Here is a 20,546-nt window from a genome sequence, read left to right as displayed (position 1 = left end):
CTGCCTACACACCACATGTGCAGTCACAGATTGTGTGGCTGCGCATGCAGGAGGTTATGGCCTGGCCAGAGAGTCGTGCGTGGTGAAGATCACATCGATGTTCGAATCGCTGGCGAGTTGGACACCGTTGCGGGATGTTTGACCGGAAGGCCCTCAGCCGCGCGGCAGTTGGCCGGGTCGGTCAGTGACTCCCTGGGCAACGATCGCCCGCGTGGACACTGTCTCGCCGGCCTTTCCCCAGGAACTGTCCTTGAGGGTGACCGTGCGGGAGCCCAGGAGCCGCAGGCTCTGCTTGTCGAAGATCCACTCGGTGCGCTCGTCCTGGTGAACGCGCGCGACCGCAACACCCGTCCGACCCGCGGCGTCCTTCGCCTCAGGGACCAGGACCACACCCGGAATGCGCGCCGCCGCGCGGTAGAGCGCCGCGCTCAAACCGGGCGGGGCCTGGACTCGCCCCAGCATGTCCCCGATGGCGACGAACGCCTGCTGATCGGGACCGGTGGTCGAACCGGAGCCGGCCCCATGTTGCCTGCGGGTGTCCTCGTAGATCAATTTCAGCAGCTGGTCGGGATCGGTCGGCAGCGATTCGAGGAATCGATAGGTGGGTCCGTTGAGATTTGGCGGACCCTCGGGGGGGAACGTCTCGGTCCCTCGCGCGGTGCGCTTCGTCCATCCCGCCGAGCCGTCGACCGAATGCCAAAACTCGGCCGATTCGTCCGAGGGGATCTTCTCCATCTTCCCCCCTCCGCCCGGGATCTCGGAGAGGGTGACGGACTGTCCCACGGTCTTCGTGTACAGGAACTGTCCGTCGCGTACCACTGGAGCCGGTGCGGATCCGGCCGCCAGGGCGACGCGGTCCAAGAGCTGCACGGCCGCGGGCTCAGGGCGTGCGGCCTTGGCGGGTTCCTTCGAATGGCTGCCGGTCAGGGTGAAGCTGACGGCCACCGCGCACGCTGCCGCCACCACCCCCAGGGAAAGGTACAGGGGGCGCCAGGAACGCCGGCGCGTGGTCTGCTCCGCTTGTTCGATTTCGCGCATCAGATGCTCCTTGATCGGGCGCTGGGCGCGGAAGGGCAGGTCCCCGTCGGAGATCCCGTCCAGGCGCCGCAGGAGTTCGTCGAGCTCGGCTCGTTCGCTCCGTGCGTCATCGGCGGCGTTCACAGGTGTCCCTCCCGTGCGGTACGAGACGTGGACGCACGCCCCGCGACTGGGTCCGCGGCCAGATTGGCGGTGGTGAGTTTGCGAAGGCGGCTGCGTGCCCGTGACAGGCGGGAGCGAACGGTCGACTCTGTGACGCCGCATGCCTTTGCCACTTCAGCAGGACTGAGCCCGGACCAGACAGACAGGACGATGGCTTCGCGGTCGGCACGTCGGAGCTGGTCCAATGCGGCCAGGGCGGCGGCCGCCTCTGCGGTGTGCGTGATCCGGGACACGACGCGATCGGCCGGGTCCGGGACGTCATTCGGCTTGGGTAGGCGCGTCAATGCCTCGCTGTGTCGCCGCGCGGCCCGACGGGTGTTGCGTATGACATTGGTGGCGACCCCGAGCAGCCAGGTGCGGTGACTCCCTACTTCGTCGAGTTTCCCCCGCAATCGCCAAGCTTCGAGAAACGTGAGGGAGACGATGTCATCCGCCCCTGCACGATCGGAAGTCATGCGGACAGCATGCGCGTACACCGCCTGGGCGTGCGCGTCATAGAGCTCCGCGAACAGTTGCTGGTCCACACTCAGTAGTGTCCGCCCGCTCCCACCTGTTGCATGTGACGCTGGTCACGCACTAAAGCCGGGTGGGTCCCATTGTCACCCGCCTACCTGGTACGAAGTCCCCTCTAACGAGCCGCATGCCTCTGACGAGGGCTTTCGTCGCCAGGAGGCAGGGGGTTGTTACGGAGGGCTTCCCACAGTGCCTTGATTGACTTACGGGTCACTGTCGTTGTTCAGGGCCCTCTCGATCTGCTGGTCTGCGTGGTGTTGGTTGCGGCGGATGGCCTTGGCGTAGCAGCGGAACAGCACGGCGATGCTGTGACCGGCGCGGCGGGCGACCTCGGCCGGGGAGACACCGGACTCCAGCCAGAGGGAGACGCCAGCAGGCCGGAGGCCGTACGGCACCTTTGCAAGAGGCGTTCGTGGAGCTGTATCAGACGGGCCGGAAGGCGACCGCTCACCCGGCGATTTACAGGCTTCCTATCCGGACCTGGCCACGGCGTACCTTGCCAGCGGTGGGGTCGAGGGAGCCGGGGCGAAGCTCTCGGAGGTGTTCACCGCCGAGGCGTACACGGCGAGCATCACCATCAGGCTCCGCAATCCGGCCGAACTCCTCGGAAGCGAGCCCTACTGTGGCTCACAGTCGGCAGTCGATCTCCGCGCGCACATTCACGAGGTGACCGTCCGGCCCGCTCTCGCCAGCAACTCCACGGAGCCCCGATGACCACCCAGCCCACGAACGATCATTTGGTCGCCGGCCGCAGCCTTCTTTCCACCAAGGCGTCCGGCACGGGTCAGCACTTGACCGCCCGTCAGTTCCGCTACCAGTGGCAGACCCCGCGTCACGATCTTCCGGGCATAGTGGTGAACGAGCTGGCCGGCGTGCGCGGAGCGGTCGCGGACGTGGGTTGCGGTAAAGGGAAGTTCGTCGCCCGGGTGCGGGAGGACCGTCCCGACCTGAAGGTGCTGCCCATGGACGTCTCGTAAGGCATCCTCGGCGCCATCCCCGGAGCCGTCGTCGCGGACGTCCAACAGTCTCCAATCGTGGACGGAGCTCTCGGCGCGGTGCTTGCGCTGCACATGCTGTACCACGTCGAGGACCAGGCCCAGGCCGTGCGGGAACTGGGCCGTGTACTGGCACCGGGCGGCATCGCGATCGTCTCCACGAACAGTCAGACTGACAAGCGGGAGCTGGAGCACCTCTGGCGCCAGGCCGCGGACGATGTGCTGGGCATCCAAGAGGGGCCAGCCCGAGTGCAGCTGTCTGCCCGCTTCACCCTGGAGGACGCGCCGGCGATCCTCGGTACGGTCTTCGGCGAGATCCGCACGATCCCCCTCCCCGGGGTGATCGAGGTGACCGACGCGGAACCAGTCGTCGCGCACTTGGCCTCGTACGAAGCCTGGGCCGACACGATGGGCGTTCCGTTCAGGGAGACGATCGAGCGCGCGCGGGAGCTGGTCAACGAGACCACTCAGGCAGAGCGCGCTCTTCGTGTCACCTGCCTGGGCGGCATACTCGTCTGCCGAGGAGCGCAGCAGTAGAACCCCCGTTTCGGGCTAGTGGACCAGGTGTGGACCGCCATCGGCGGCGAAGAGCCCCGAGGGCGGGGAACGAGCAGGTCAGCCGCGGTGAAGAAGCTTCCCGCAGCACTCTCTTGAAAGCCGTCGTGGCAGCGATGTCACCGTGGGTTCAAATCCCACACCCACCGCCACACCTCAGCGCACCGCGCTGACCAGAAGGGGCGTCCCGGAACCGGGGCGCCCCTTCTGCGTGCGCGGGTGCCTGAGGGGGGTCTGGGCCTTCCGAGTGGTGTTTGTCGGAAGATCGGCGCGCGTTGCGGGGGTCCTGCGGTTGCAGGCACATCATGACGAATGTATGCAGATCCGCCCGTCGGAACATCGCGAAATGAGGGGCTCGTCATGACCCACCGCAGCATCACCTCGATCTGGACCACCGTCCTCGCCGCGCTCGTGGCGCTCCTGGCCGCCCTCGGTCTCGGTGGGAAGACGGCCCCGGTGGCCGCGGGTGAGGCGGTCGCCGCCCCGGTGGCCCCCGTGGTGCGCCGCCGGCCGGCGGCGGTGGCGCGGCGGACCTGGCGGGCGGTGATGCGGGGCGGTTCGCTCCCGCCGACGATCAAGCAGCGGATCCGGGCCGAGGCCCACGGCAAGGCCCCGTCCGTCCGGCGTTCGACCACCGCCGCGGCCCTCGCACCCGACGCGGCCACCGCCGCCGCGCACCTCACCCCCGCGGCGGACCGTGACGGGCTCACCCTCGCCGCCTAGCGGGAGCCCGAGCAGCAGGACCAGCAGGACCCAGCAGGACCAGCAGCAGGACCAGCAGCGGGAACGGCAGTGAGCACGGCAGCAGGAGCAGCAGCGGAAACGGCAGGATGCGGCGCAGGCGCGCCGTGCAGTGCCCCCGGGGATGGGGCACAGGGGGTCGCACCGGCGTTCGTCCGGGGCGTGCGGGGGGCGTGAAGCTTGGTACGGCAGGGCCGCAGGACCGGGAGACGGCGGGGTTCCCGGACGGCGCGGCCCCTTTCGGCATGTCCGGGACGAGCCGGTTTGGCGGAACGGTTCGCCTCGTGCGGGCGTAGGGCTTTCGCGCGTTGCCGGTGCGCCGCGTGGGGCGGCAGGGGCGCGAACGGGGTTTATCCGCAGTTGGTCATGCTTGCGGGGGAATAGCAGGCTGCGGGGTGGTTCGCCGGGGATTCGGTGGGCAACTCTGGTCTCGCGACGTCGTCAGCAGCACGAACGACCGAGGCGGTCGGCCAACTGCCTCGGATTACACCCCACTTCGGTTTCCTGGAGGGAAATCAGACATGGCAAGCATCCGTACCGCCCGCGTCATCGCCGCCGTCGCCTCGCTCCCCCTCGCCCTCGCCGTCTTCGGCGGCGTGGCCGCGGCCGACAACGGCTCCTTCGCGAACGACGGATCGAATGCGAGCGTCGCCAGCATCATCGGCAGCGGTGTGGGCGGCAGCAACAGCGGCAACTCCTCCACTTCGCAGCAGGTGGCCACCGGCTCCGGCGCCTCGAACCAGAACAACACCGCGCAGGTCAACGGCTCCGCGTACACGGCGATCCACCAGTCCAACTCCAACGTCGCGGTGAACTTCTTCCCCTGGTGGTAGGCGGCCCCGGAGCCGCTTGACCGCTGAGGGCGCCCGTACGACCGGACCGGCTGGGGTCCGGTCGTGCGGGCGCCCTTCCGCATGCCCGGCCCCCTCTCCCGACCTTGACATCGGCAGTGAATCTGACGGACAGTCAGTTTCACTCGTCCGATGCGATGCCGGGAGGCCAGCGCCGTGCACCTCGCCCCGTCCGAAGGCCAGGCGCGACTGCGCGCCGAACTGCGCGCGTACTTCCGCGACCTGCTCCCCGACGGGGTCCCCGAGGATCCGGCCGCACAGCGCGCACTGCTGCGCCGGATCGGCGCCGACGGCCTCCTCGGACTCGGCTGGCCCGTCGAGTACGGGGGCCAGGGCCGGGGCCCCGACGAGCAGTTCGTCTTCTTCGACGAGGCCTACCGGGCGGGCGCCCCCGTCTCCATGGTCACCCTCAACACCGTCGGCCCCACCCTCATGAAGTACGGCACCCAGCGCCAGAAGGACTGGTTCCTGCCCCGGATCCTCCGCGGCGAGATCGTCTTCGCCATCGGCTACTCGGAGCCGGAGGCCGGCACCGACCTGGCCTCGCTGCGCACCAGGGCCGTGCGCGACGGCGGGGACTGGCTGATCGACGGACAGAAGGTCTTCACCTCGAACGCCCAGAACGCCGACTGGATCTGGCTGGCCTGCCGCACCGACCCGACGGCCCCCAAGCACAAGGGCATCTCGATCATCCTGGTGCCCACCGACAGCCCCGGCTTCGCGTGGACCCCGATCGACACCGTCGGCGGCCTCACCACCACGGCGACGTACTACGACGCGATCCGCGTCCCCGAAGGAAACCTCGTCGGCCCCGAACACGGCGGCTGGGGCCTGATCACCAACCAGCTCAACCACGAACGCGTCGCCCTGGCCGCCATCGGCATGCAGGCCGAGGACTTCTACGCGCGGGCCCTGCGCCACGCGCGCACCCCCGACCCGGCCACCGGCGAGCGTCCGGCCGACCGCCCCTGGGTGCGGTCCCGGCTCGCCGAGGCCCACGCCCGGCTGGCCGCCGTACGCCTGCTCAACTGGCGCCTCGTCCAGGACGTGGGCGCGGGCACCCTGGCGCCCGGCGACGCCAGCGGAGTGAAGTTCCTCGGCACCGAGTCCACCGTCGAGGTCTACCGGATCTGCCAGGAGGCGGTGGGCGAGGAAGCCCTCGTACGCGGTCCGGAGGCCTTCGCCGGCGGCGAGCTGGAGCGGATGAACCGGGCCGCCCAGATCAACACCTTCGGCGGCGGGGTCAGCGAGGTCCAACGGGAGATCGTCGCCATGATGCGGCTCGGAATGAAGGGGAGGAAGCGATGACCGCCGGGGAGAGCGACCCGTTCCACGAGAGGCTCAAGGCCTTCGAGGGGCGGCCCGCCGCCACCGCGGGCCGGGCCAAGGACGCGGTCAACGAACCGATGATCCGCCACTGGTGCGAGGCGATGGGCGACACCAACCCCGCCTACACCGGACCGGACGCCATCGCCCCGCCCACCATGCTCCAGGCCTGGACGATGGGCGGCCTCTCCGGCCACACCGACCGTTCCTCCGCCTACGACGAGCTGTTCGAGCTCCTCGACGCCGCGGGCTGCACCTCCGTGGTCGCCACGGACTGCGAGCAGGAGTACCTGCGCCCGCTGCGCCCCGGCGACCGGGTGACCTTCGACGCCGTGATCGAATCGGTCTCGCCGCGCAAGACGACCAAGCTGGGCACCGGGCACTTCGTCACGACCCGCATGGACGTCCGGGCGAACGGCGAACCCGCCGGCACCCACCGTTTCCGCATCCTGAAGTACGCCCCCGCCCCCCGGCCCGAGAGCCGCCCCCCGGCCCCGCCCCGGCCGCGCCCGGTGATCAACCGCGACAACCAGGGCTTCTGGGACGGGGTCCGCGAGCACCGGCTCCTGATCCAGCGCTGCACGGCCTGCGCGACCCTGCGCTTCCCCTGGCTGCCCGGCTGCAACGCCTGCTCCTCCCCGGACTGGGACACCGTCGAGGCGGGCGGCGCCGGCACGGTGTTCTCGTACGTCGTCATGCACCACCCGCCCTTCCCGGCGTTCGACCCGCCCTACGCGGTGGCCCTGGTCGAGCTGGCCGAGGGCGTCCGGGTGGTCAGCAACATCACCGGAGTCCCCTACGACAAGGTCCGCATCGGCATGGCCGTCCGGCTGGAGTTCCTGCGCGTCGACGACACCCTCGAACTGCCCGTCTTCCGAGGGGAGGCCGGCTGACATGGACTTCCACCCCACCGAGGAACAGGCCGCGGCGGCCGGCCTCGCCGCGCGGATCTTCCGCGACCTGGCCACCCACGAACGGCTCGCCGCTGCCGGTACCGGCAGCGACGCCGAACTCTGGAAGGCCCTGACCGCCGCCGGACTCACCGCCGCCGTCGAGGACGTCGGCCTGCTCGGCCTGGTCCTGCTGCTGGAGGAGCAGGGCCGCGCCACCGCGCAGGTCCCGTACGCCGCCACCTGCGCGTACGGCGTCCTGCCGGTGGCCGCGCACGGCAGCCCCGAGCAGCGCGCCCGGCTGCTGCCCGCCCTCGGCTCCGGCGAGGCGGTGGCCACCGGCGCCTTCCCCGAGCGCGGCCGCTTCACCGCAACGCCCGACGGCCGGCTCAGCGGCACCGCCCCCGCCGTGCCCTGGCTGCGCGACGCCACGCACGTCCTGGTCCCCGACACCGGCCGGGCCCTGTGGCTCGTACGGACGGACGCGGCCGGGGCAGCCGTCCGGCCGGTGGAGACCACCGCGCCCTGGGCGTCGGGGAGCCTCACCCTGGACGGGGCGCGGGGCGAGCGGCTCGGCGGCCCGGAAGCGTACGACCAGGTGCTCGGCGCCGCCCGCACCGCCTTCGCCGGACTCCAGGCGGGGGTCTGCGCGGGATCGCTGGCCCGGGCCGTGGAGCACACCTCCACCCGTGAGCAGTTCGGCCGCCCGCTGTCCACGAACCAGGGCGTCATGCTCCGTGCGGCCGACGCCCACATGGACACGGAGGCGATCCGGGTCACCGCGTACGAGGCGGCGTGGCGGGTCGACGAGGGCCTCCCGGCCCGCGACCACGCGCTCACGGCGGCCTGGTGGGCCTCCGAGGCGGGCAAGCGGGTCGTCCACGCGGGCCAGCACCTGCACGGCGGGATGGGCGCCGACCTGGACCACCCCGTCCACCGGCACTTCCTGTGGGGCCGCCAGCTGGACGCCTACCTGGGCTGCGGCAGCGAGCTGCTGGCCGAACTGGGCGCCCTCATATCCGGGGCGGAAGCAGGGGCGGAAGCAGAAGCGGAAGCAGAGGGGGAACACGCATGAAGGTCGGCGACGCGCTGCCGCCGCTGGAGATCCCGGTCACCCGCACCCTGATCGTGGCGGGGGCGATCGCCTCCCGCGACTACCAGGACGTGCACCACGACGCGGAACTCGCCCGCGCGAAGGGCTCCCCGGACGTCTTCATGAACATCCTGACCACCAACGGACTGGTCGGCCGCTACGTCACCGACCACCTGGGCCCGCACGCGGTCCTGCGCAAGGTCGCGATCCGCCTCGGCGCCCCCAACTACCCGGGCGACACGATGACCCTCACGGGCACGGTCACCGCCGTCGACGGGGACACCGCCGAGATCAGGATCGTCGGGGCCAACCGCATCGGCCACCACGTCACGGGCACCGTGACCGTCACCCTGGGGGCCCCGGCATGAGCGTCCGCAACCGCGACGGCCTCGGCGGCCGGGCCGCCATCGCCGGCATCGGTGCGACCGAGTTCTCCAAGGACTCCGGCCGCAGCGAGCTGAAGCTCGCCGTCGAGGCGGTGCACGCCGCCCTCGACGACGCCGGGCTCACCCCCGCCGACGTCGACGGCATGGTCACCTTCACGATGGACACCAGCCCCGAGATCACCGTGGCCCAGGCGGCCGGCATCGGGGAGCTGTCCTTCTTCTCCCGCATCCACTACGGGGGCGGCGCGGCCTGCGCCACCGTCCAGCAGGCCGCCCTCGCCGTCGCCACCGGGGTGGCCGAGGTCGTGGTCTGCTACCGCGCCTTCAACGAACGCTCCGGCCGCCGCTTCGGCTCCGGTGTCCAGCAGCGCGAACCCTCCGCGGAAGGTTCCGCCCTCGGCTGGTCCCTGCCCTGGGGCCTGCTCACCCCCGCGTCCTGGGTGGCCATGGCGGCCCAGCGCTACCTGCACACCTACGGCCTGACCCCCGAGGCCTTCGGCCACGTCGCCGTCACCGGCCGCGCGCACGCCGCGAACAACCCCGCCGCCTACTTCCACGGCAAGCCGATCACCCTCGCCGACCACGCGGCCTCGCGCTGGATCGTCGAGCCGCTGCGGCTGCTGGACTGCTGCCAGGAGACCGACGGCGGTCAGGCCCTCGTCGTCACCACCGCCGAGCGGGCCCGGGACCTGCGGCAGAAGCCCGCCGTGATCACCGCCGCCGCGCAGGGCGCCGGCCGCCGCCAGGAGGCGATGACCTCCTTCTACCGGGACGGCCTCACCGGCCTCCCGGAGATGGACGTGGTCGCCCGCCAGCTGTGGCGCACCAGCGGCCTGAGGCCCTCGGACATCGACGTGGGCATCCTCTACGACCACTTCACCCCCTTCGTGCTCATGCAGCTGGAGGCCTTCGGCTTCTGCGGTCCGGGGGAGGCCGCGGACTTCACGGCGGCCGGGGCGCTCCCCCTCAACACCCACGGAGGCCAGCTCGGGGAGGCCTACCTGCACGGCATGAACGGCATCGCCGAAGCGGTCCGCCAGGTGCGCGGAACCTCCGTCAACCAGCTCCCCGGGGCGGAGAACGTCCTGGTCACGGCCGGTACGGGAGTGCCCACCTCCGGTCTGCTGCTGGGGGCCGGGCTCTGACTGCGGTCCCAGCGGGCGGCCGCGCCCTCCACCTTCAGGAGGTGGGGCGCGGCCCGCCCGTACAACCTGAGAGGGACCCGGCTCCGGCACCTTGGGCCGATCCCAGAAGAGCGCGCCGCTTCTAGCGTGGAGCCATGACCACGTCTGTGTGCACGCTCGCCTCGAATCCGACGCACTACCCGTCGTTCTCGGCGTACTTCCGGACCCGTGGCACCGTCCTCCTGCGCACCGCGCGCTCCCTGACCGCCAACCCCTGCGACGCCGAGGACCTGCTCCAGACGGCCCTGGCGAAGACCTACGTCGCCTGGGACCGGATCGAGGACCACCGCGCCCTCGACGGCTACGTCCGCCGGGCCCTGGTCAACACCCGGACCTCCCAGTGGCGCAAGCGCAAGGTCGACGAGTTCGTCTGCGACGAGATCCCGGAGAGCGAGACCCCGGCGGGAACCGATCCCGCCGAGGCGCAGGCGCTGCGCGACGCGATGTGGCGCGCCGTCACCCGGCTCCCCGACCGGCAGCGGGCCATGGTGGTCCTGCGCTACTACGAGGACATGAGCGAGGCGCAGACCGCCGAGCTCCTCGGAGTCTCGGTCGGCACGGTCAAGAGCGCCGTCTCCCGGGCGCTGGTCAAGCTGCGCGAGGACCCCGAGCTCACCCCGGTGCGCTGACGGACAGCCGCGGTGTTTCACGTGAAACATCGGCCACGCGACGGCTCCGGACAGTGACGGGCCAGCCTGTTTGTACTCCCGGGTAGTGACATGCCGACCGGTACGTGCGCAGAATCGGCAGCATCCGACAGCCGCCGCAGCGCCGCAGCGCTCACCGGGAGGACGCTTTGCTGAGCACCATGCAGGATGTACCGCTGCTGATCTCGCGGATCCTGGCCCACGGGTCGACGATTCACGGAAAGTCCCAGGTCACCACGTGGACCGGTGAGGCCGAGCCGCACCGGCGCAGCTTCGCCGAGATCGGCGTCCGCAGCGCACAGCTCGCGCACGCGCTGCGCGACGAGCTCGGGGTCCGGCAGGACGAACGCGTCGCGACCCTCATGTGGAACAACTCCGAGCACGTCGAGGCGTACTTCGCGATCCCGTCCATGGGCGCGGTCCTGCACACGCTCAACCTGCGGCTGCCCCCCGAGCAGCTGGTCTTCATCGTCAACCACGCCGCGGACAGGGTGGTGCTGGTCAACGGCACCCTGCTGCCGCTGCTGGCGCCGCTGCTCCCGCACCTGACGACGGTCGAACACGTCGTCGTCGTGGGCATCGGCGACCGCTCCGTCCTCGACGGCCTGGGCGTCCGGGTCCACGAGTACGAGGAGCTCCTTGCGGGCCGCCCCGAACGCTACGACTGGCCCGAGCTGGACGAGCGCCAGGCCGCGGCCATGTGCTACACCTCCGGCACCACCGGGGACCCCAAGGGCGTCGTCTACTCGCACCGCTCGATCTACCTGCACTCCATGCAGGTCAACATGACCGAGTCGATGGGCCTCACCGACCACGACACGAGCCTGGTCGTGGTGCCCCAGTTCCACGTGAACGCCTGGGGCCTGCCGCACGCCACCTTCATGACCGGCATCAACATGCTGATGCCGGACCGGTTCCTCCAGCCGGCCCCGCTCGCCGAGATGATCGAACGGGAGAAGCCCACGCACGCCGCGGCCGTCCCCACCATCTGGCAGGGACTGCTCGCCGAGGTCACCGCGAAGCCGCGCGACCTGACTTCGATGAGGCAGGTCACCATCGGCGGCGCGGCCTGTCCGCCCTCCCTGATGGAGGCCTACGACAGGCTCGGCGTCCGCCTCTGCCACGCGTGGGGCATGACCGAGACCTCCCCGCTCGGCACCATGGCCCATCCGCCCGCCGGGCTGACCGCCGAGGAGGAGTGGCCGTACCGGGTGACCCAGGGCCGCTTCCCGGCCGGCGTCGAGGCCCGCCTCATCGGCCCCGCCGGCGACGTCCTGGCGTGGGACGGGGAGTCGGCGGGCGAGCTGGAGGTCCGCGGCAACTGGATCGCCGCCTCCTACTACAACGGGGTGTCCGGCGAAGCCCTGCGTCCCGAGGACAAGTTCAGCGCGGACGGCTGGCTCAAGACCGGGGACGTCGGCGTGATCAGCTCCGACGGCTTCCTCACCCTCACCGACCGGGCCAAGGACGTCATCAAGTCCGGCGGCGAGTGGATCTCCAGCGTCGACCTGGAGAACGCCCTGATGGCCCACCCCGAGGTGGCCGAAGCGGCGGTCGTCGCCGTCCCGGACGAGAAGTGGGGCGAACGCCCCCTGGCCACGGTCGTCCTCAAGGAGGGCGCCACGGCGGACTACGAGGGCCTGCGCGCCTTCCTCGGCCAGTCCGTGGCCAAGTGGCAGCTCCCGGAGCGCTGGACGATCGTCGGGGCCGTTCCGAAGACCAGCGTCGGCAAGTTCGACAAGAAGGTGATCCGCAAGCAGTACGCGGACGGCGAGCTGGACGTCACCATCCTCGCGTAGGAGCCGGGGAGATCAGCCCCGCGTGAGCCACGGCCGCAGCAGCCTGCTGACGGCGGGCATGGCCACGTAGGTCATCAGGGTGCTGAAGACGACCGCGAAGGCGGCCGTCCGCACCACGAAGTGCAGGTCCACCAGGTACGGCCCGAGCAGCGCGTTGCCCGCGAGCGAGATCGGGAAGATGGCCAGCCCCGAGCTGATCGCCATCTTCCAGCGCGGCGGCGCGGGCCGGGTCGTACCCGGCTTGGCGAACCAGGTCTCCATCCCGTGCAGTTCCCGCCGGGCTATCTCGGTGTGGTGGTGGCCCAGGCAGTTCGAGAACCACTGGGCCCGCTCGGGGGAGTCCTGCCAGCGCTGGAAGGCCGCCTGGTCGCGGAAGCGGTGCACCAGGAACCACGGGCCGCCCTCGGTGGCCGGCCGGAACAGGCCGTACCCGAGGTGCCCGGGGAAGGCCGCGGCCGTCTCCAGGATCCCGTGGGCCCAGGCCTCGAAGGTCTCCTCGTGGCCGGGCTCCACCTGCCGGGCGATGAGGAGGTTGACCTCCCCGTTGTCGGCGGGAACGGTGTGCTCGGACGTGTCGGTGATGGCCATGGGGCCCAGGATCGCTAGTTGGTCCCGATCTTGGCCAGCAAGTCCACGATGCGGCCCTGCACATCGGCCGTGGTGGCCCGCTCCGCGAGGAACAGCACGCTCTCGCCCGAGGCCAGCCGCGGCAGGTCGGCGGGACCGATCCCGCTGGTCGTGTAGACGACCAGCGGAGTGCGGTTCAGCAGTCCGTTCGCGCGCAGCCAGTCCACGATCCCCGCCCGCCGGCGCCGGACCTGCATCAGGTCCATGACCACCAGGTTGGGCCGCATCCGGCTCGCCAGCTCGACGGCGTCGGTGTCCGCGCCCGCCCGGGCGACCTGGACGCCGCGCCGTTCCAGCGCGGCGGTCAGCGCGGTGGCGATCTCCTCGTGCTCCTCGATCAGCAGGACCCGGGACGGGTGCTGCTCGCTGTCGCGGGCCGCGAGCGCCTTGAGCAGTACGGCCGGATCGGCGCCGTACGCCGCCTCGCGCGTGGCGTGCCCCAGCCCGGCCGTCACCAGGACGGGAACCTCGGCGGCCACCGCGGCCTGGCGCAGGGACTGCAGGGCGGTCCGGGTGATGGGCCCGGTCAGCGGGTCGACGAACAGCGCGGCGGGGAACGCCGCGATCTGCGCGTCCACCTCCTCCCGCGAGTGCACGATCACCGGGCGGTAGCCGCGGTCGCTCAGCGCCTGCTGCGTCTGTGCGTCCGGCGCGGGCCACACCAGCAGCCGGCGCGGGTTGTCCAGCGGCTCCGGCGGCAGCTCGTCGTCCACGGGCTGCGGTACGGGCCGGTTGACCACCTCGACCGCTCCCCCGGGGCCGTCCAGCGGCTCCGGGCCCTCGGCCGCGCCCGCCTCGGGGGCCCCTATGGCGAAGGCCCGCCCCTGGGGCGCGGGTTCGGCGAGCCGACGGCGCCGGCCGGAACCGGAACCCTCCCCGGCCGCCGCGCCCGGGTCCACGGCGATGCCCTGGCCCAGGGTGCCCAGAGCGCGCACGCTGATCGGCTGCCCCGCACCCGCCGGGGCCCCGTCGGGCCGTCGGGCACCGGGGACGGAGGGCTGCCCGGGGGTCTCGTCGTCCTCGGGTGCGGTGCGGGCGGCGGGCACCGGCCAAGCGGGGGTCGCGGGCAGCGCACGCCGCCGCCCGGTCGGGAGCGCGGGCTCCGCGGCCTCGGCCGGCTGCGGCGGCTCAGGTTCGGCAGGGGCGCCGAGCACCCGCCGGCCACGGCGTCCGCCCGGCCCCTCGGCGTCCGGCTCGGCAGAACCGGAACCCGCGGAGGGCCCGGCCGGCAGGGCGAAGCCGCCCTCGGGGGCCACGGGCCGCGGCGCGCCGGGCGCCGGGAGCCCGCCCGCCGGCACCGGGCCGCCGGGCTGCGCGGCCGCCCCGGCCGGCCCCAGCGCCCTGCGGCGGCCCGCCGGGTGCTCGGTCACCGGAACCGGGGGCACCGACGGTACGGGCGGCAGCGCGGGCATCGCGGTGCCCTGCGGAGGCACGGGCCCGTCGTGCGGGGCGTCGTCACCGTCACGGCCCCGCCGGCGCCCGGTACCGAGTCCTGCGGGGTTCACCGGGGACTGGGCCAGCTCCGCCGGACCGGCCACGACGCCCTGTGCGGGCGCCTCGCCCTCCGCACGGCGGCGCCCGGACGGCAGCGCCAGTGCGCCCCCGCCCTCACGCGCCCCGTGGCCCTTCGCCCCGTCGGCCTCGTCCTCCAGGAAGGCGTCCACCCCGCGCCGGCCCCGCCGGCCGCCGGAGACCGTCGCGGGGGCGGCCTCGGGCTCCGGCGCGGGCGGCTCCTCGGGCTCCGGCAGGGTCACCGTCCCGGCGCCCGAACCCAGCGGCAGCTCCAGCACGTACGCCCCGCCGGGCGCACCGGGCACCTCCACCGTCTGCAGGACCCCGCCGTGCGCCGTGACGATGCCCCGCACGATCGGCTCGTGCACCGGGTCGCCGCCCTCGTAGGGGCCGCGCACCTCGATCCGTACGACATCGCCCCGCTGGGCCGCCGCCACCACGATCGTGGAGTCGCCGTACCCGCTGCCCTGGGCGGTCTTGCCGGTGGCGTCCACCCCGGCGACGTCCGCGATCAGGTGCGCGAGGGCAGCCGCGATCCGTCCCTCGTCCACCTCGGCCTCGATCGTCGGGGCGTGGACGGCGAACTGCACCCGACCGGGGCCGATCAGCTCCACCGCCCCGTCGACACCCGCCGCGACGACCGTGTTGATCAGGACGTTCTTCTTCTTGAGCTTGTCGCTGCCCGCGTCCAGGCGCTGGTACTCCAGCACGTTGTCCACGAGGGTCGTCATCCGCGAGTAGCCGGCGGCGAGATGGTGCAGCAGCTGGTTGGCCTCGGGCCACAGCTGGCCCCCGTCGTCGGCGGCCAGCGTGGCCAGCTCCCCGCGCAGTTCCTCCAGCGGGCCGCGCAGGGAGTCCCCGAGGACGGCCAGCAGCTGGGCGTGGCGCGCCGCGAGGGCGTCGTACTGGCGCCGGTCGGTGAAGGTCATCACCGCGCCGACGAGCAGCTCCCCGTCCCGTACGGGCGAGGTGGTCAGGTCGACGGCCACGGCCTGTCCGGCCTTGTTCCACAGCACCTGGCCGCGGACCCGGTGCTTGCGCCCGCTGCGCAGGGTGTCGGCGAGGGGGGACTCGTCGAAGGGGAAGGGCGAGCCGTCGGCGCGCGAGTGCTGGATCAGCCCGTGCAGCTCGCGGTTGCCGAGATCGGTGGCGCGGTACCCGAGGATCTGCGCGGCGGCCGGATTGACGAGGACGACGCGGCCCTCGGTGTCCGTGCCCACGACGCCCTCGGCGGCGGCGCGCAGGATCATCTCGGTCTGCCGCTGGGAGCGGGCCAGCTCGGCCTCGGTGTCCACGGTCTGGGAGAGGTCCCGGACGACGAGCATCAGCAGTTCGTCGCCGGTGTACGGCTGGGGCTCGCGGTAGGCGTCACGGCCGTCGAGGTGGGCGCTGGTGACCTCGACGGGGAACTCGCTGCCGTCGGTGCGGCGCGCGGTCATCCGCTTCGGCTTGGAGCGGCCCTCTTCGCGGTCGCCGGGGCGGCGCATGGAGCCGGGGATCTGCTTGGAGTCGAACTCCGGCAGGAGGTCGAGGACCCCGCGGCCCACGAGCCCGGTACCGGGGCTCTCCATGACTTCGAGGGCGATCGAATTGGCGTTGACGACCGTGCCGTTGGCGTTGACGAGCAACAGCGCGTCCGGGAGCGCGTCGAGTATTGCTGCGAGGCGAGCAGCGCCTCGGGATGGCCTGCTGCTCACGACGAGCTTCCTCCCTGACCACGACTACCGGCATGTCACGGGAGGAGTCTAAGGGCACGGTCCTGCCGTGAGGTGGCGGATGGACGGGGGAAAACGTGCATCCGCCGCATCGTCCCAGGTCAGGAATGCTCCCCCGGAAGCACAGGTTCCAGGTTCTTCCACCGGGCGATGTCGCAGCCGTTCCTGCGCTGGAAGGTGGTGTCCACCTTCTGGCCGCGCCATGTTCCGGTGACCCGGGCGACGGCCGACCCGCCGTACTGGAACGAGCAGTTCTTGGATTCCGACTCGGCGAAGGGGTCCTTGCCCTGTCTGGTCAGCGTGTCGAGCCGGGCGCAGGCCTCCTCGGCGAAGGGGTGGTCGCCGCCGGCGGGGTGGCACTCCAGCCGGTGCGTGCCGTCCACGAGGCGGTTGCCGCTCTTGGAGATCTCGATGGTGAGCCGGTCGGGTGCGGACAGCAGGCGGCCCAGGGGCAGGGGCGGCAGCGGTCCGGCAGCCGCGGCGGCCAGGGCGGAGGTGACGGCGAAGGCGGCGAGACGCAGCATGGGGCACTCCAGGTCGTCCGTACGTCGTACGCCTCACCAACGAAATTCCCGCTCCGACGTTGCGTGCTTAAGCCTTTGCCCTGCGGCCCCGGCTCCTTGTACCGTTGGGAGCGGATTGGTGACCGGCCCCGCGCCTGTGTCATCATCTGCACGCACCTTCGTACGCGAGGGTGTGCTGGAGGCGTCGCCTAGTCCGGTCTATGGCGCCGCACTGCTAATGCGGTTTGGGGCTTACACCCCATCGAGGGTTCAAATCCCTCCGCCTCCGCACCTCACCGAAGCCCCGGTCCTGATGGACCGGGGCTTCGGTGCGTTCGGGGGTCGAAGTGCGGTCGGCGACCTTCGGTGCCTTCGGCTTCCTGGCGGGGAGCGGAGCGGGCCGGATGCGTTCAGGGCCTGGAGGGGGCCGGAAGGGGTTTCGGATGGCTCCCCGTGGGTAGCCCGCCGGGCCGGACGCTGCGGCGCCGAACCTTCCGGACGATCTTCTTCCAGGGCGTTTTCGCAGGTCAGAGGCCTTGGGGCTAATGGATTTCGCGTCCCGGCGAGGTCCATGTATTGTTGTTCTCGCAAGGCCAACGGGGCGAAAAAAACCCGGGAAGCCCAAGCACTCGTAGCTTAACGGATAGAGCATCTGACTACGGATCAGAAGGTTGCAGGTTCGAATCCTGCCGAGTGCACAGCAGGACAGAGGCCCCAGACGAGAGTCTGGGGCCTCTGTCGTTTAGGCCGTACAGCAGCGAAGTGCGGCAACCGCCTCAGCCGCCGCCACCCGTCGCTTCGGACAGCTTGCCGATGGCGTCCCGCGTTTCTTCCATGCCGGAGGATCCGCTGTGCCACCTTCGGGTGGACCTTGAGCGCGACCGGGAGCGAGCTGCGCGTGTGCCGGTTGTTCCGGAGCGGGATCACCGGCAGGCCGGCCCGCAGGGCGTCACGCGAGCCCTGGATCACGCGGCGGGAGCCGGTGTGGCCGCCTTGGCGGGTCCCGCTGCCTCCTGCTCGCGCTGGACGGTACTCAAGGGGGAGAGGTACCCCGGAAGAGCTCAGGGGTGGGATGGCTCCTGAGGGGGACGTGGATCAGGCGGCGCCCCGGCTAGGGTTTTTGAAGATCGTTCGAACCTTGATGGGGGCTCTCATGGGACTGTTCGGGAACGCGCACACCGTCGACCCGTCGTCGGCGCAGCGGGACTACGCGCGGCTGCTGGGGAACGGCGAGCAGGTCTACGCCGCGTACCTGCTGGTGCGCGACACGATCCTGTTCACGGACCGGCGGCTGGTGTTCGTCGACAAGCAGGGGCTGACGGGGAAGAAGGTGGAGTACCACTCGATCCCGTACCGGAGCATCACGCACTTCTCGGTGGAGACGGCCGGGCACTTCGATCTCGACGCCGAGCTGAAGATATGGATATCCGGCAGCCCGGCGCCGATCGAGAAGACCTTCACCAAGGGGGTCGACATCTACGAGATGCAGGCGATCCTGACGCAGTTCGTCGCGCGCTGACCGCGGGCCCGTTGGGCCGTCCGGCTGGCCTTTCCCCGCCCGGGCGAAGGTTCAGGGGTGGCCGGGCAGGACGCGCGGGAGGCCGGTCACCGAGAGCACGAGCGAGTAGAGCGACGTGGTGGCCGTGATGAAGAGGCGGTTGTTCTTCGGGCCGCCGAAGGCGATGTTCGAGACGGGCTCGGGGACGCGCAGGCGGCCGATGAGGTCCCCGTCCGCCGCGTAGCAGTGCACGCCCGACTTCATCGCGGCCGCCCACAGCCGGCCCTCGTCGTCGAAGCGGACGTTGTCCACCGAGGGGCAGTCCGTGAAGACGCGGTCCCCGCTGAGGGTGCCGTCGTCGCCGACCTTGAAGGCGCGGATGTGGCCGGCGCGGGTGTCGGCCGCGTACAGCTCGCTCTCGTCGGGTGAGAAGACCAGGCCGTTCGGCCCGAGGAAGCCGTCGGCGACGAGGCGGACCTCGCCGGTGGCCGGGTCGGCCCGGTAGAGGTTGCAGGCGCCGATCTCGCTCGGGGCCCGCTTGCCCTCGTAGTCGCTGGTGATCCCGAAGTCCGGGTCGGAGAACCAGACGGACCCGTCCGAGCGGACCACCGCGTCGTTGGGGCTGTTGAGCCGCTTGCCGTCGTAGCGGTCGGCGATGACGGTGAGGCTGCCGTCGGGTTCGGTGCGGGTGACGCGCCGGTTGCCCTGCTCACAGGTGATCAGGCGGCCCTCGCGGTCGAGGGTGTTGCCGTTGGAGTGGCCGGCCGGGGAGCGGAAGACGGAGACCGCGCCGGTCGCCTCGTCCCATCGCAGCATCCGGTCGTTGGGGATGTCGCTCCACACGAGCTGGCGCCAGGCGGGCAGGTACAGCGGGCCCTCGGCCCAGCGGCAGTCGTCGTGGAGCCGCTCCAGGCGGGCGTCCCCGTTGGCGCAGCGGCCGGTACGGAAGCGCTCGTCCAGGATCTCGTACAAGGTGAGGTCGGCAATGCCCAACATGATTCCCCCAGAATGGTCAAGTGCCGAACTGTGTTCGGTGTGATGGTGAGATTGCAGGATCAGGTACCGTCTTCGCAAGAGCTGACGGGCTCAGCCGGCCCCAAGGGTGCAAGGGGCCGGCGGGTCCAGGAGAGGGAGACGGCGTGGACGACATCGACCGGGCGCTCGTCCTGCGCCTCCAGCAGGACGCGGGCCAGTCCTACGCCGCACTCGGCGCGGCCGTGGGCCTCTCGGCCGGGGCCACCCACGAGCGCGTGCGCAAACTCCGCGAGCGCGGGGTCATCCGGCGGACCACCGTCGACGTGGACCCGGCCGCCGTGGGCAGCGGGGTGCTGGCCTACGTGATGGTCGACTCCAACGCCTGGATGGGCGAGTCGGCGGAGGACTTCGCCGCCATCCCCGAGATCCAGGAGGCGCACATCATCGCGGGCAGCGCCTCGGTGCTGGTCAAGGTGCGCACGGCCACCACCGAGCAGCTCCAGGACGTCCTGCGGCGGCTCTACGCCATCGACGGGGTCAGCGGGACGCAGGCCACCGTGGTCCTGGAGACCTTCTTCGAGCGGCCGCTCCCGCTGTGACCGGGCCCGCGGAGGGCTGGTGCTGCACGGGGATCCGGTGGAGCGCGCAGGGGCCCGCGATCGGGTGGTGCGGGCGCGGTGAGCGCGGCAGCCCGCTCGCCCCGGGGCAGCGGCTGGCCTTCACCGCCCGTGGCGAGCGGCACTGCCTGGGCGTGCGGCGGGCCGGGAAACGGACCCCGTGCCCGGCGGCCCGGACGGTGCCGGGCCGCGCGGGGAACGCCCAGTGCCCCGAGTGCGCCCGGCTGGACCGGTCGTTCTCGGTGGCGGCGGACACCAACGCGGCCGACCCGCGGACCTACCGCGTCTACCTGGCGTGGTTCGGGCCCGGGATGGTCAAGGTCGGCATCACCGCGGAGGAGCGCGGGCCGGTCCGGCTGCTGGAGCAGGGGGCGGTCACCTGGGCCTGGCTGGGGCGCGGGCCGCTGATGGCGGCGCGCCGGACCGAGGAGCTGCTGCGGGCCGCCCTGGGGGTGCCCGACCGGATCGCGTACGCCCGGAAGCGCGCCGTGCGGGCCCGGCTGCCGGTGGCGGCCGAGCGGGCCCGGGAGGTGGCCGAGCTGTACGCGCGGGCCGCAGCCCTGCCCGGGTGGCCGGAGTCGCTGGAGCGGGTGGGGTGCGAGATCACCGACCACGCGGGGGCGTTCGGCCTGGCCGGGCTCCCGGTTCCGGTCCGGGTGGTCGCGGAGCTGGTGCCGGGCGGGACCGTCGTGGGGCGGCTGGCGGGGGCCGCCGGCCCGGACCTGCACTTCGCGGACGGGCTCGTGGTGGACACCCGGCTGCTGGCCGGATGGGAGCTGTCAGCCGCTCCCGGGGAGGCCCGCACCGACGTCTCGCTGACCGCGATCGCCCCCGCGCAGTCCGAGGCCGAGCAGGGCGGACTGTTCTGACCCGGGTCCGGGAGCAAGGTCAAAACTTGGATCCCTTTGGGCTCCCGGGG

Annotated in this window: 19 protein-coding genes, 2 tRNA genes and 1 pseudogene; 15 read left to right on the top strand and 7 right to left on the bottom strand. The window is 71.8% G+C overall.

Annotation, left to right across the window (positions count from 1 at the left end):
* Positions 1–153: 153 nt before the first annotated feature.
* From ACIPW5_RS17590 to ACIPW5_RS17580, 3 genes are all read right to left on the bottom strand, one after another.
* Positions 154–1,161, bottom strand: coding sequence for a CU044_5270 family protein (locus ACIPW5_RS17590; RefSeq protein WP_401245556.1), 1,008 nt, complete (start codon positions 1,159–1,161; stop codon positions 154–156).
* Positions 1,158–1,724 carry an RNA polymerase sigma factor gene (locus tag ACIPW5_RS17585; protein WP_401245554.1) on the bottom strand — a complete coding sequence of 189 codons (567 nt, stop codon included), beginning with the start codon at positions 1,722–1,724 and terminating at the stop codon, positions 1,158–1,160. The genes ACIPW5_RS17590 and ACIPW5_RS17585 overlap by 4 nt, the downstream gene beginning before the upstream one ends.
* 192 nt (positions 1,725–1,916) lie before the next feature.
* The gene (locus ACIPW5_RS17580) at positions 1,917–2,108 is read right to left on the bottom strand and encodes a hypothetical protein (RefSeq protein WP_401245552.1); all 192 of its coding nucleotides are present in this window, start codon (positions 2,106–2,108) and stop codon (positions 1,917–1,919) included.
* Between the two features lie 315 nt (positions 2,109–2,423).
* On the opposite strand from ACIPW5_RS17580, the pseudogene ACIPW5_RS17575 reads away from it, so the two are divergent.
* The 10 genes and pseudogenes from ACIPW5_RS17575 to ACIPW5_RS17530 all read left to right on the top strand — a co-directional run bounded on the left by ACIPW5_RS17575 (position 2,424) and on the right by ACIPW5_RS17530 (position 12,180).
* A pseudogene (locus ACIPW5_RS17575) lies at positions 2,424–3,245 on the top strand (class I SAM-dependent methyltransferase).
* Between the two features lie 378 nt (positions 3,246–3,623).
* The gene (locus ACIPW5_RS17570) at positions 3,624–3,986 is read left to right on the top strand and encodes a DUF6344 domain-containing protein (protein WP_401245550.1); all 363 of its coding nucleotides are present in this window, start codon (positions 3,624–3,626) and stop codon (positions 3,984–3,986) included.
* A gap of 539 nt (positions 3,987–4,525) precedes the next feature.
* Entirely contained in the window at positions 4,526–4,837 is a 312-nt protein-coding gene (locus ACIPW5_RS17565) for a hypothetical protein (protein WP_401245548.1), read from the top strand.
* A 174-nt stretch (positions 4,838–5,011) separates the two neighbouring features.
* Positions 5,012–6,163: an acyl-CoA dehydrogenase family protein gene (locus ACIPW5_RS17560; protein ID WP_401245809.1), complete on the top strand. Its 1,152-nt coding sequence runs from the start codon at positions 5,012–5,014 to the stop codon at positions 6,161–6,163.
* Positions 6,160–7,074, top strand: coding sequence for a bifunctional MaoC family dehydratase N-terminal/OB-fold nucleic acid binding domain-containing protein (locus ACIPW5_RS17555; protein WP_401245543.1), 915 nt, complete (start codon positions 6,160–6,162; stop codon positions 7,072–7,074). The genes ACIPW5_RS17560 and ACIPW5_RS17555 overlap by 4 nt, the downstream gene beginning before the upstream one ends.
* Position 7,075: 1 nt before the next feature.
* Complete coding sequence (locus ACIPW5_RS17550) at positions 7,076–8,146, top strand: acyl-CoA dehydrogenase family protein (protein WP_401245541.1); 1,071 nt, start codon at positions 7,076–7,078, stop codon at positions 8,144–8,146.
* Positions 8,143–8,532: a MaoC family dehydratase gene (locus tag ACIPW5_RS17545; RefSeq protein WP_401245539.1), complete on the top strand. Its 390-nt coding sequence runs from the start codon at positions 8,143–8,145 to the stop codon at positions 8,530–8,532. The genes ACIPW5_RS17550 and ACIPW5_RS17545 overlap by 4 nt, the downstream gene beginning before the upstream one ends.
* Positions 8,529–9,695 (top strand): lipid-transfer protein, encoded by a 1,167-nt coding sequence (locus ACIPW5_RS17540; RefSeq protein ID WP_401245537.1) that lies wholly within the window; start codon positions 8,529–8,531, stop codon positions 9,693–9,695. Before ACIPW5_RS17545 ends, ACIPW5_RS17540 begins: the two co-directional genes overlap by 4 nt.
* Positions 9,696–9,829: 134 nt before the next feature.
* Entirely contained in the window at positions 9,830–10,363 is a 534-nt protein-coding gene (locus tag ACIPW5_RS17535) for a SigE family RNA polymerase sigma factor (RefSeq protein ID WP_401245535.1), read from the top strand.
* Positions 10,364–10,530: 167 nt separating this feature from the next.
* Positions 10,531–12,180, top strand: coding sequence for a long-chain fatty acid--CoA ligase (locus ACIPW5_RS17530; protein WP_401245533.1), 1,650 nt, complete (start codon positions 10,531–10,533; stop codon positions 12,178–12,180).
* 12 nt (positions 12,181–12,192) lie between these two features.
* On the opposite strand, the gene ACIPW5_RS17525 is transcribed toward ACIPW5_RS17530, so the two are convergent.
* The 3 genes from ACIPW5_RS17525 to ACIPW5_RS17515 all read right to left on the bottom strand — a co-directional run bounded on the left by ACIPW5_RS17525 (position 12,193) and on the right by ACIPW5_RS17515 (position 16,558).
* Positions 12,193–12,768 carry an antibiotic biosynthesis monooxygenase gene (locus tag ACIPW5_RS17525; RefSeq protein ID WP_125813447.1) on the bottom strand — a complete coding sequence of 192 codons (576 nt, stop codon included), beginning with the start codon at positions 12,766–12,768 and terminating at the stop codon, positions 12,193–12,195.
* A gap of 14 nt (positions 12,769–12,782) precedes the next feature.
* Entirely contained in the window at positions 12,783–16,016 is a 3,234-nt protein-coding gene (locus ACIPW5_RS17520) for a PAS domain-containing protein (RefSeq protein ID WP_401245531.1), read from the bottom strand.
* Between the two features lie 119 nt (positions 16,017–16,135).
* Positions 16,136–16,558 carry an SSI family serine proteinase inhibitor gene (locus ACIPW5_RS17515; protein WP_401245529.1) on the bottom strand — a complete coding sequence of 141 codons (423 nt, stop codon included), beginning with the start codon at positions 16,556–16,558 and terminating at the stop codon, positions 16,136–16,138.
* A 177-nt stretch (positions 16,559–16,735) separates the two neighbouring features.
* Here ACIPW5_RS17515 and ACIPW5_RS17510 point away from each other — a divergent pair.
* From ACIPW5_RS17510 to ACIPW5_RS17500, 3 genes are all read left to right on the top strand, one after another.
* A tRNA-Ser gene (locus ACIPW5_RS17510) sits at positions 16,736–16,826 on the top strand.
* A 336-nt stretch (positions 16,827–17,162) separates the two neighbouring features.
* Positions 17,163–17,235 (top strand) — tRNA-Arg (locus tag ACIPW5_RS17505).
* 455 nt (positions 17,236–17,690) lie between these two features.
* Positions 17,691–18,056 (top strand): PH domain-containing protein, encoded by a 366-nt coding sequence (locus tag ACIPW5_RS17500; protein ID WP_007265334.1) that lies wholly within the window; start codon positions 17,691–17,693, stop codon positions 18,054–18,056.
* 51 nt (positions 18,057–18,107) lie between these two features.
* On the opposite strand, the gene ACIPW5_RS17495 is transcribed toward ACIPW5_RS17500, so the two are convergent.
* A complete protein-coding gene (locus ACIPW5_RS17495; RefSeq protein ID WP_401245527.1) occupies positions 18,108–19,031 on the bottom strand; it encodes an SMP-30/gluconolactonase/LRE family protein in 924 nt (307 codons plus the stop codon).
* A 143-nt stretch (positions 19,032–19,174) separates the two neighbouring features.
* Here ACIPW5_RS17495 and ACIPW5_RS17490 point away from each other — a divergent pair, with 143 nt between their 5' ends.
* Entirely contained in the window at positions 19,175–19,609 is a 435-nt protein-coding gene (locus ACIPW5_RS17490) for an Lrp/AsnC family transcriptional regulator (RefSeq protein WP_007265336.1), read from the top strand.
* A complete protein-coding gene (locus tag ACIPW5_RS17485) occupies positions 19,606–20,496 on the top strand; it encodes a DUF2797 domain-containing protein (RefSeq protein ID WP_401245526.1) in 891 nt (296 codons plus the stop codon). Before ACIPW5_RS17490 ends, ACIPW5_RS17485 begins: the two co-directional genes overlap by 4 nt.
* Positions 20,497–20,546: the final 50 nt, after the last annotated feature.

Source organism: Streptomyces sp. NPDC090077 (genome assembly GCF_044747545.1).
Lineage (GTDB): Bacteria > Actinomycetota > Actinomycetes > Streptomycetales > Streptomycetaceae > Streptomyces.
The sequence above is the reverse complement of the archived record's forward strand: the minus strand, read 5'-3'. Positions and strand labels throughout refer to the sequence as shown.

Bases quoted from the DNA above. Each gene is read 5' to 3' on its own strand.
- ACIPW5_RS17565 (WP_401245548.1), top strand. From the start codon at position 4,526: ATGGCAAGCATCCGTACCGCCCGCGTCATCGCCGCCGTCGCCTCGCTC.
- ACIPW5_RS17525 (WP_125813447.1), bottom strand. From the start codon at position 12,768: ATGGCCATCACCGACACGTCCGAGCACACCGTTCCCGCCGACAACGGG.
- ACIPW5_RS17535 (WP_401245535.1), top strand. From the start codon at position 9,830: ATGACCACGTCTGTGTGCACGCTCGCCTCGAATCCGACGCACTACCCG.
- ACIPW5_RS17495 (WP_401245527.1), bottom strand. From the start codon at position 19,031: ATGTTGGGCATTGCCGACCTCACCTTGTACGAGATCCTGGACGAGCGC.
- ACIPW5_RS17555 (WP_401245543.1), top strand. From the start codon at position 6,160: ATGACCGCCGGGGAGAGCGACCCGTTCCACGAGAGGCTCAAGGCCTTC.
- ACIPW5_RS17545 (WP_401245539.1), top strand. From the start codon at position 8,143: ATGAAGGTCGGCGACGCGCTGCCGCCGCTGGAGATCCCGGTCACCCGC.
- ACIPW5_RS17570 (WP_401245550.1), top strand. From the start codon at position 3,624: ATGACCCACCGCAGCATCACCTCGATCTGGACCACCGTCCTCGCCGCG.
- ACIPW5_RS17515 (WP_401245529.1), bottom strand. From the start codon at position 16,558: ATGCTGCGTCTCGCCGCCTTCGCCGTCACCTCCGCCCTGGCCGCCGCG.
- ACIPW5_RS17500 (WP_007265334.1), top strand. From the start codon at position 17,691: ATGGGACTGTTCGGGAACGCGCACACCGTCGACCCGTCGTCGGCGCAG.
- ACIPW5_RS17540 (WP_401245537.1), top strand. From the start codon at position 8,529: ATGAGCGTCCGCAACCGCGACGGCCTCGGCGGCCGGGCCGCCATCGCC.
- ACIPW5_RS17550 (WP_401245541.1), top strand. From the start codon at position 7,076: ATGGACTTCCACCCCACCGAGGAACAGGCCGCGGCGGCCGGCCTCGCC.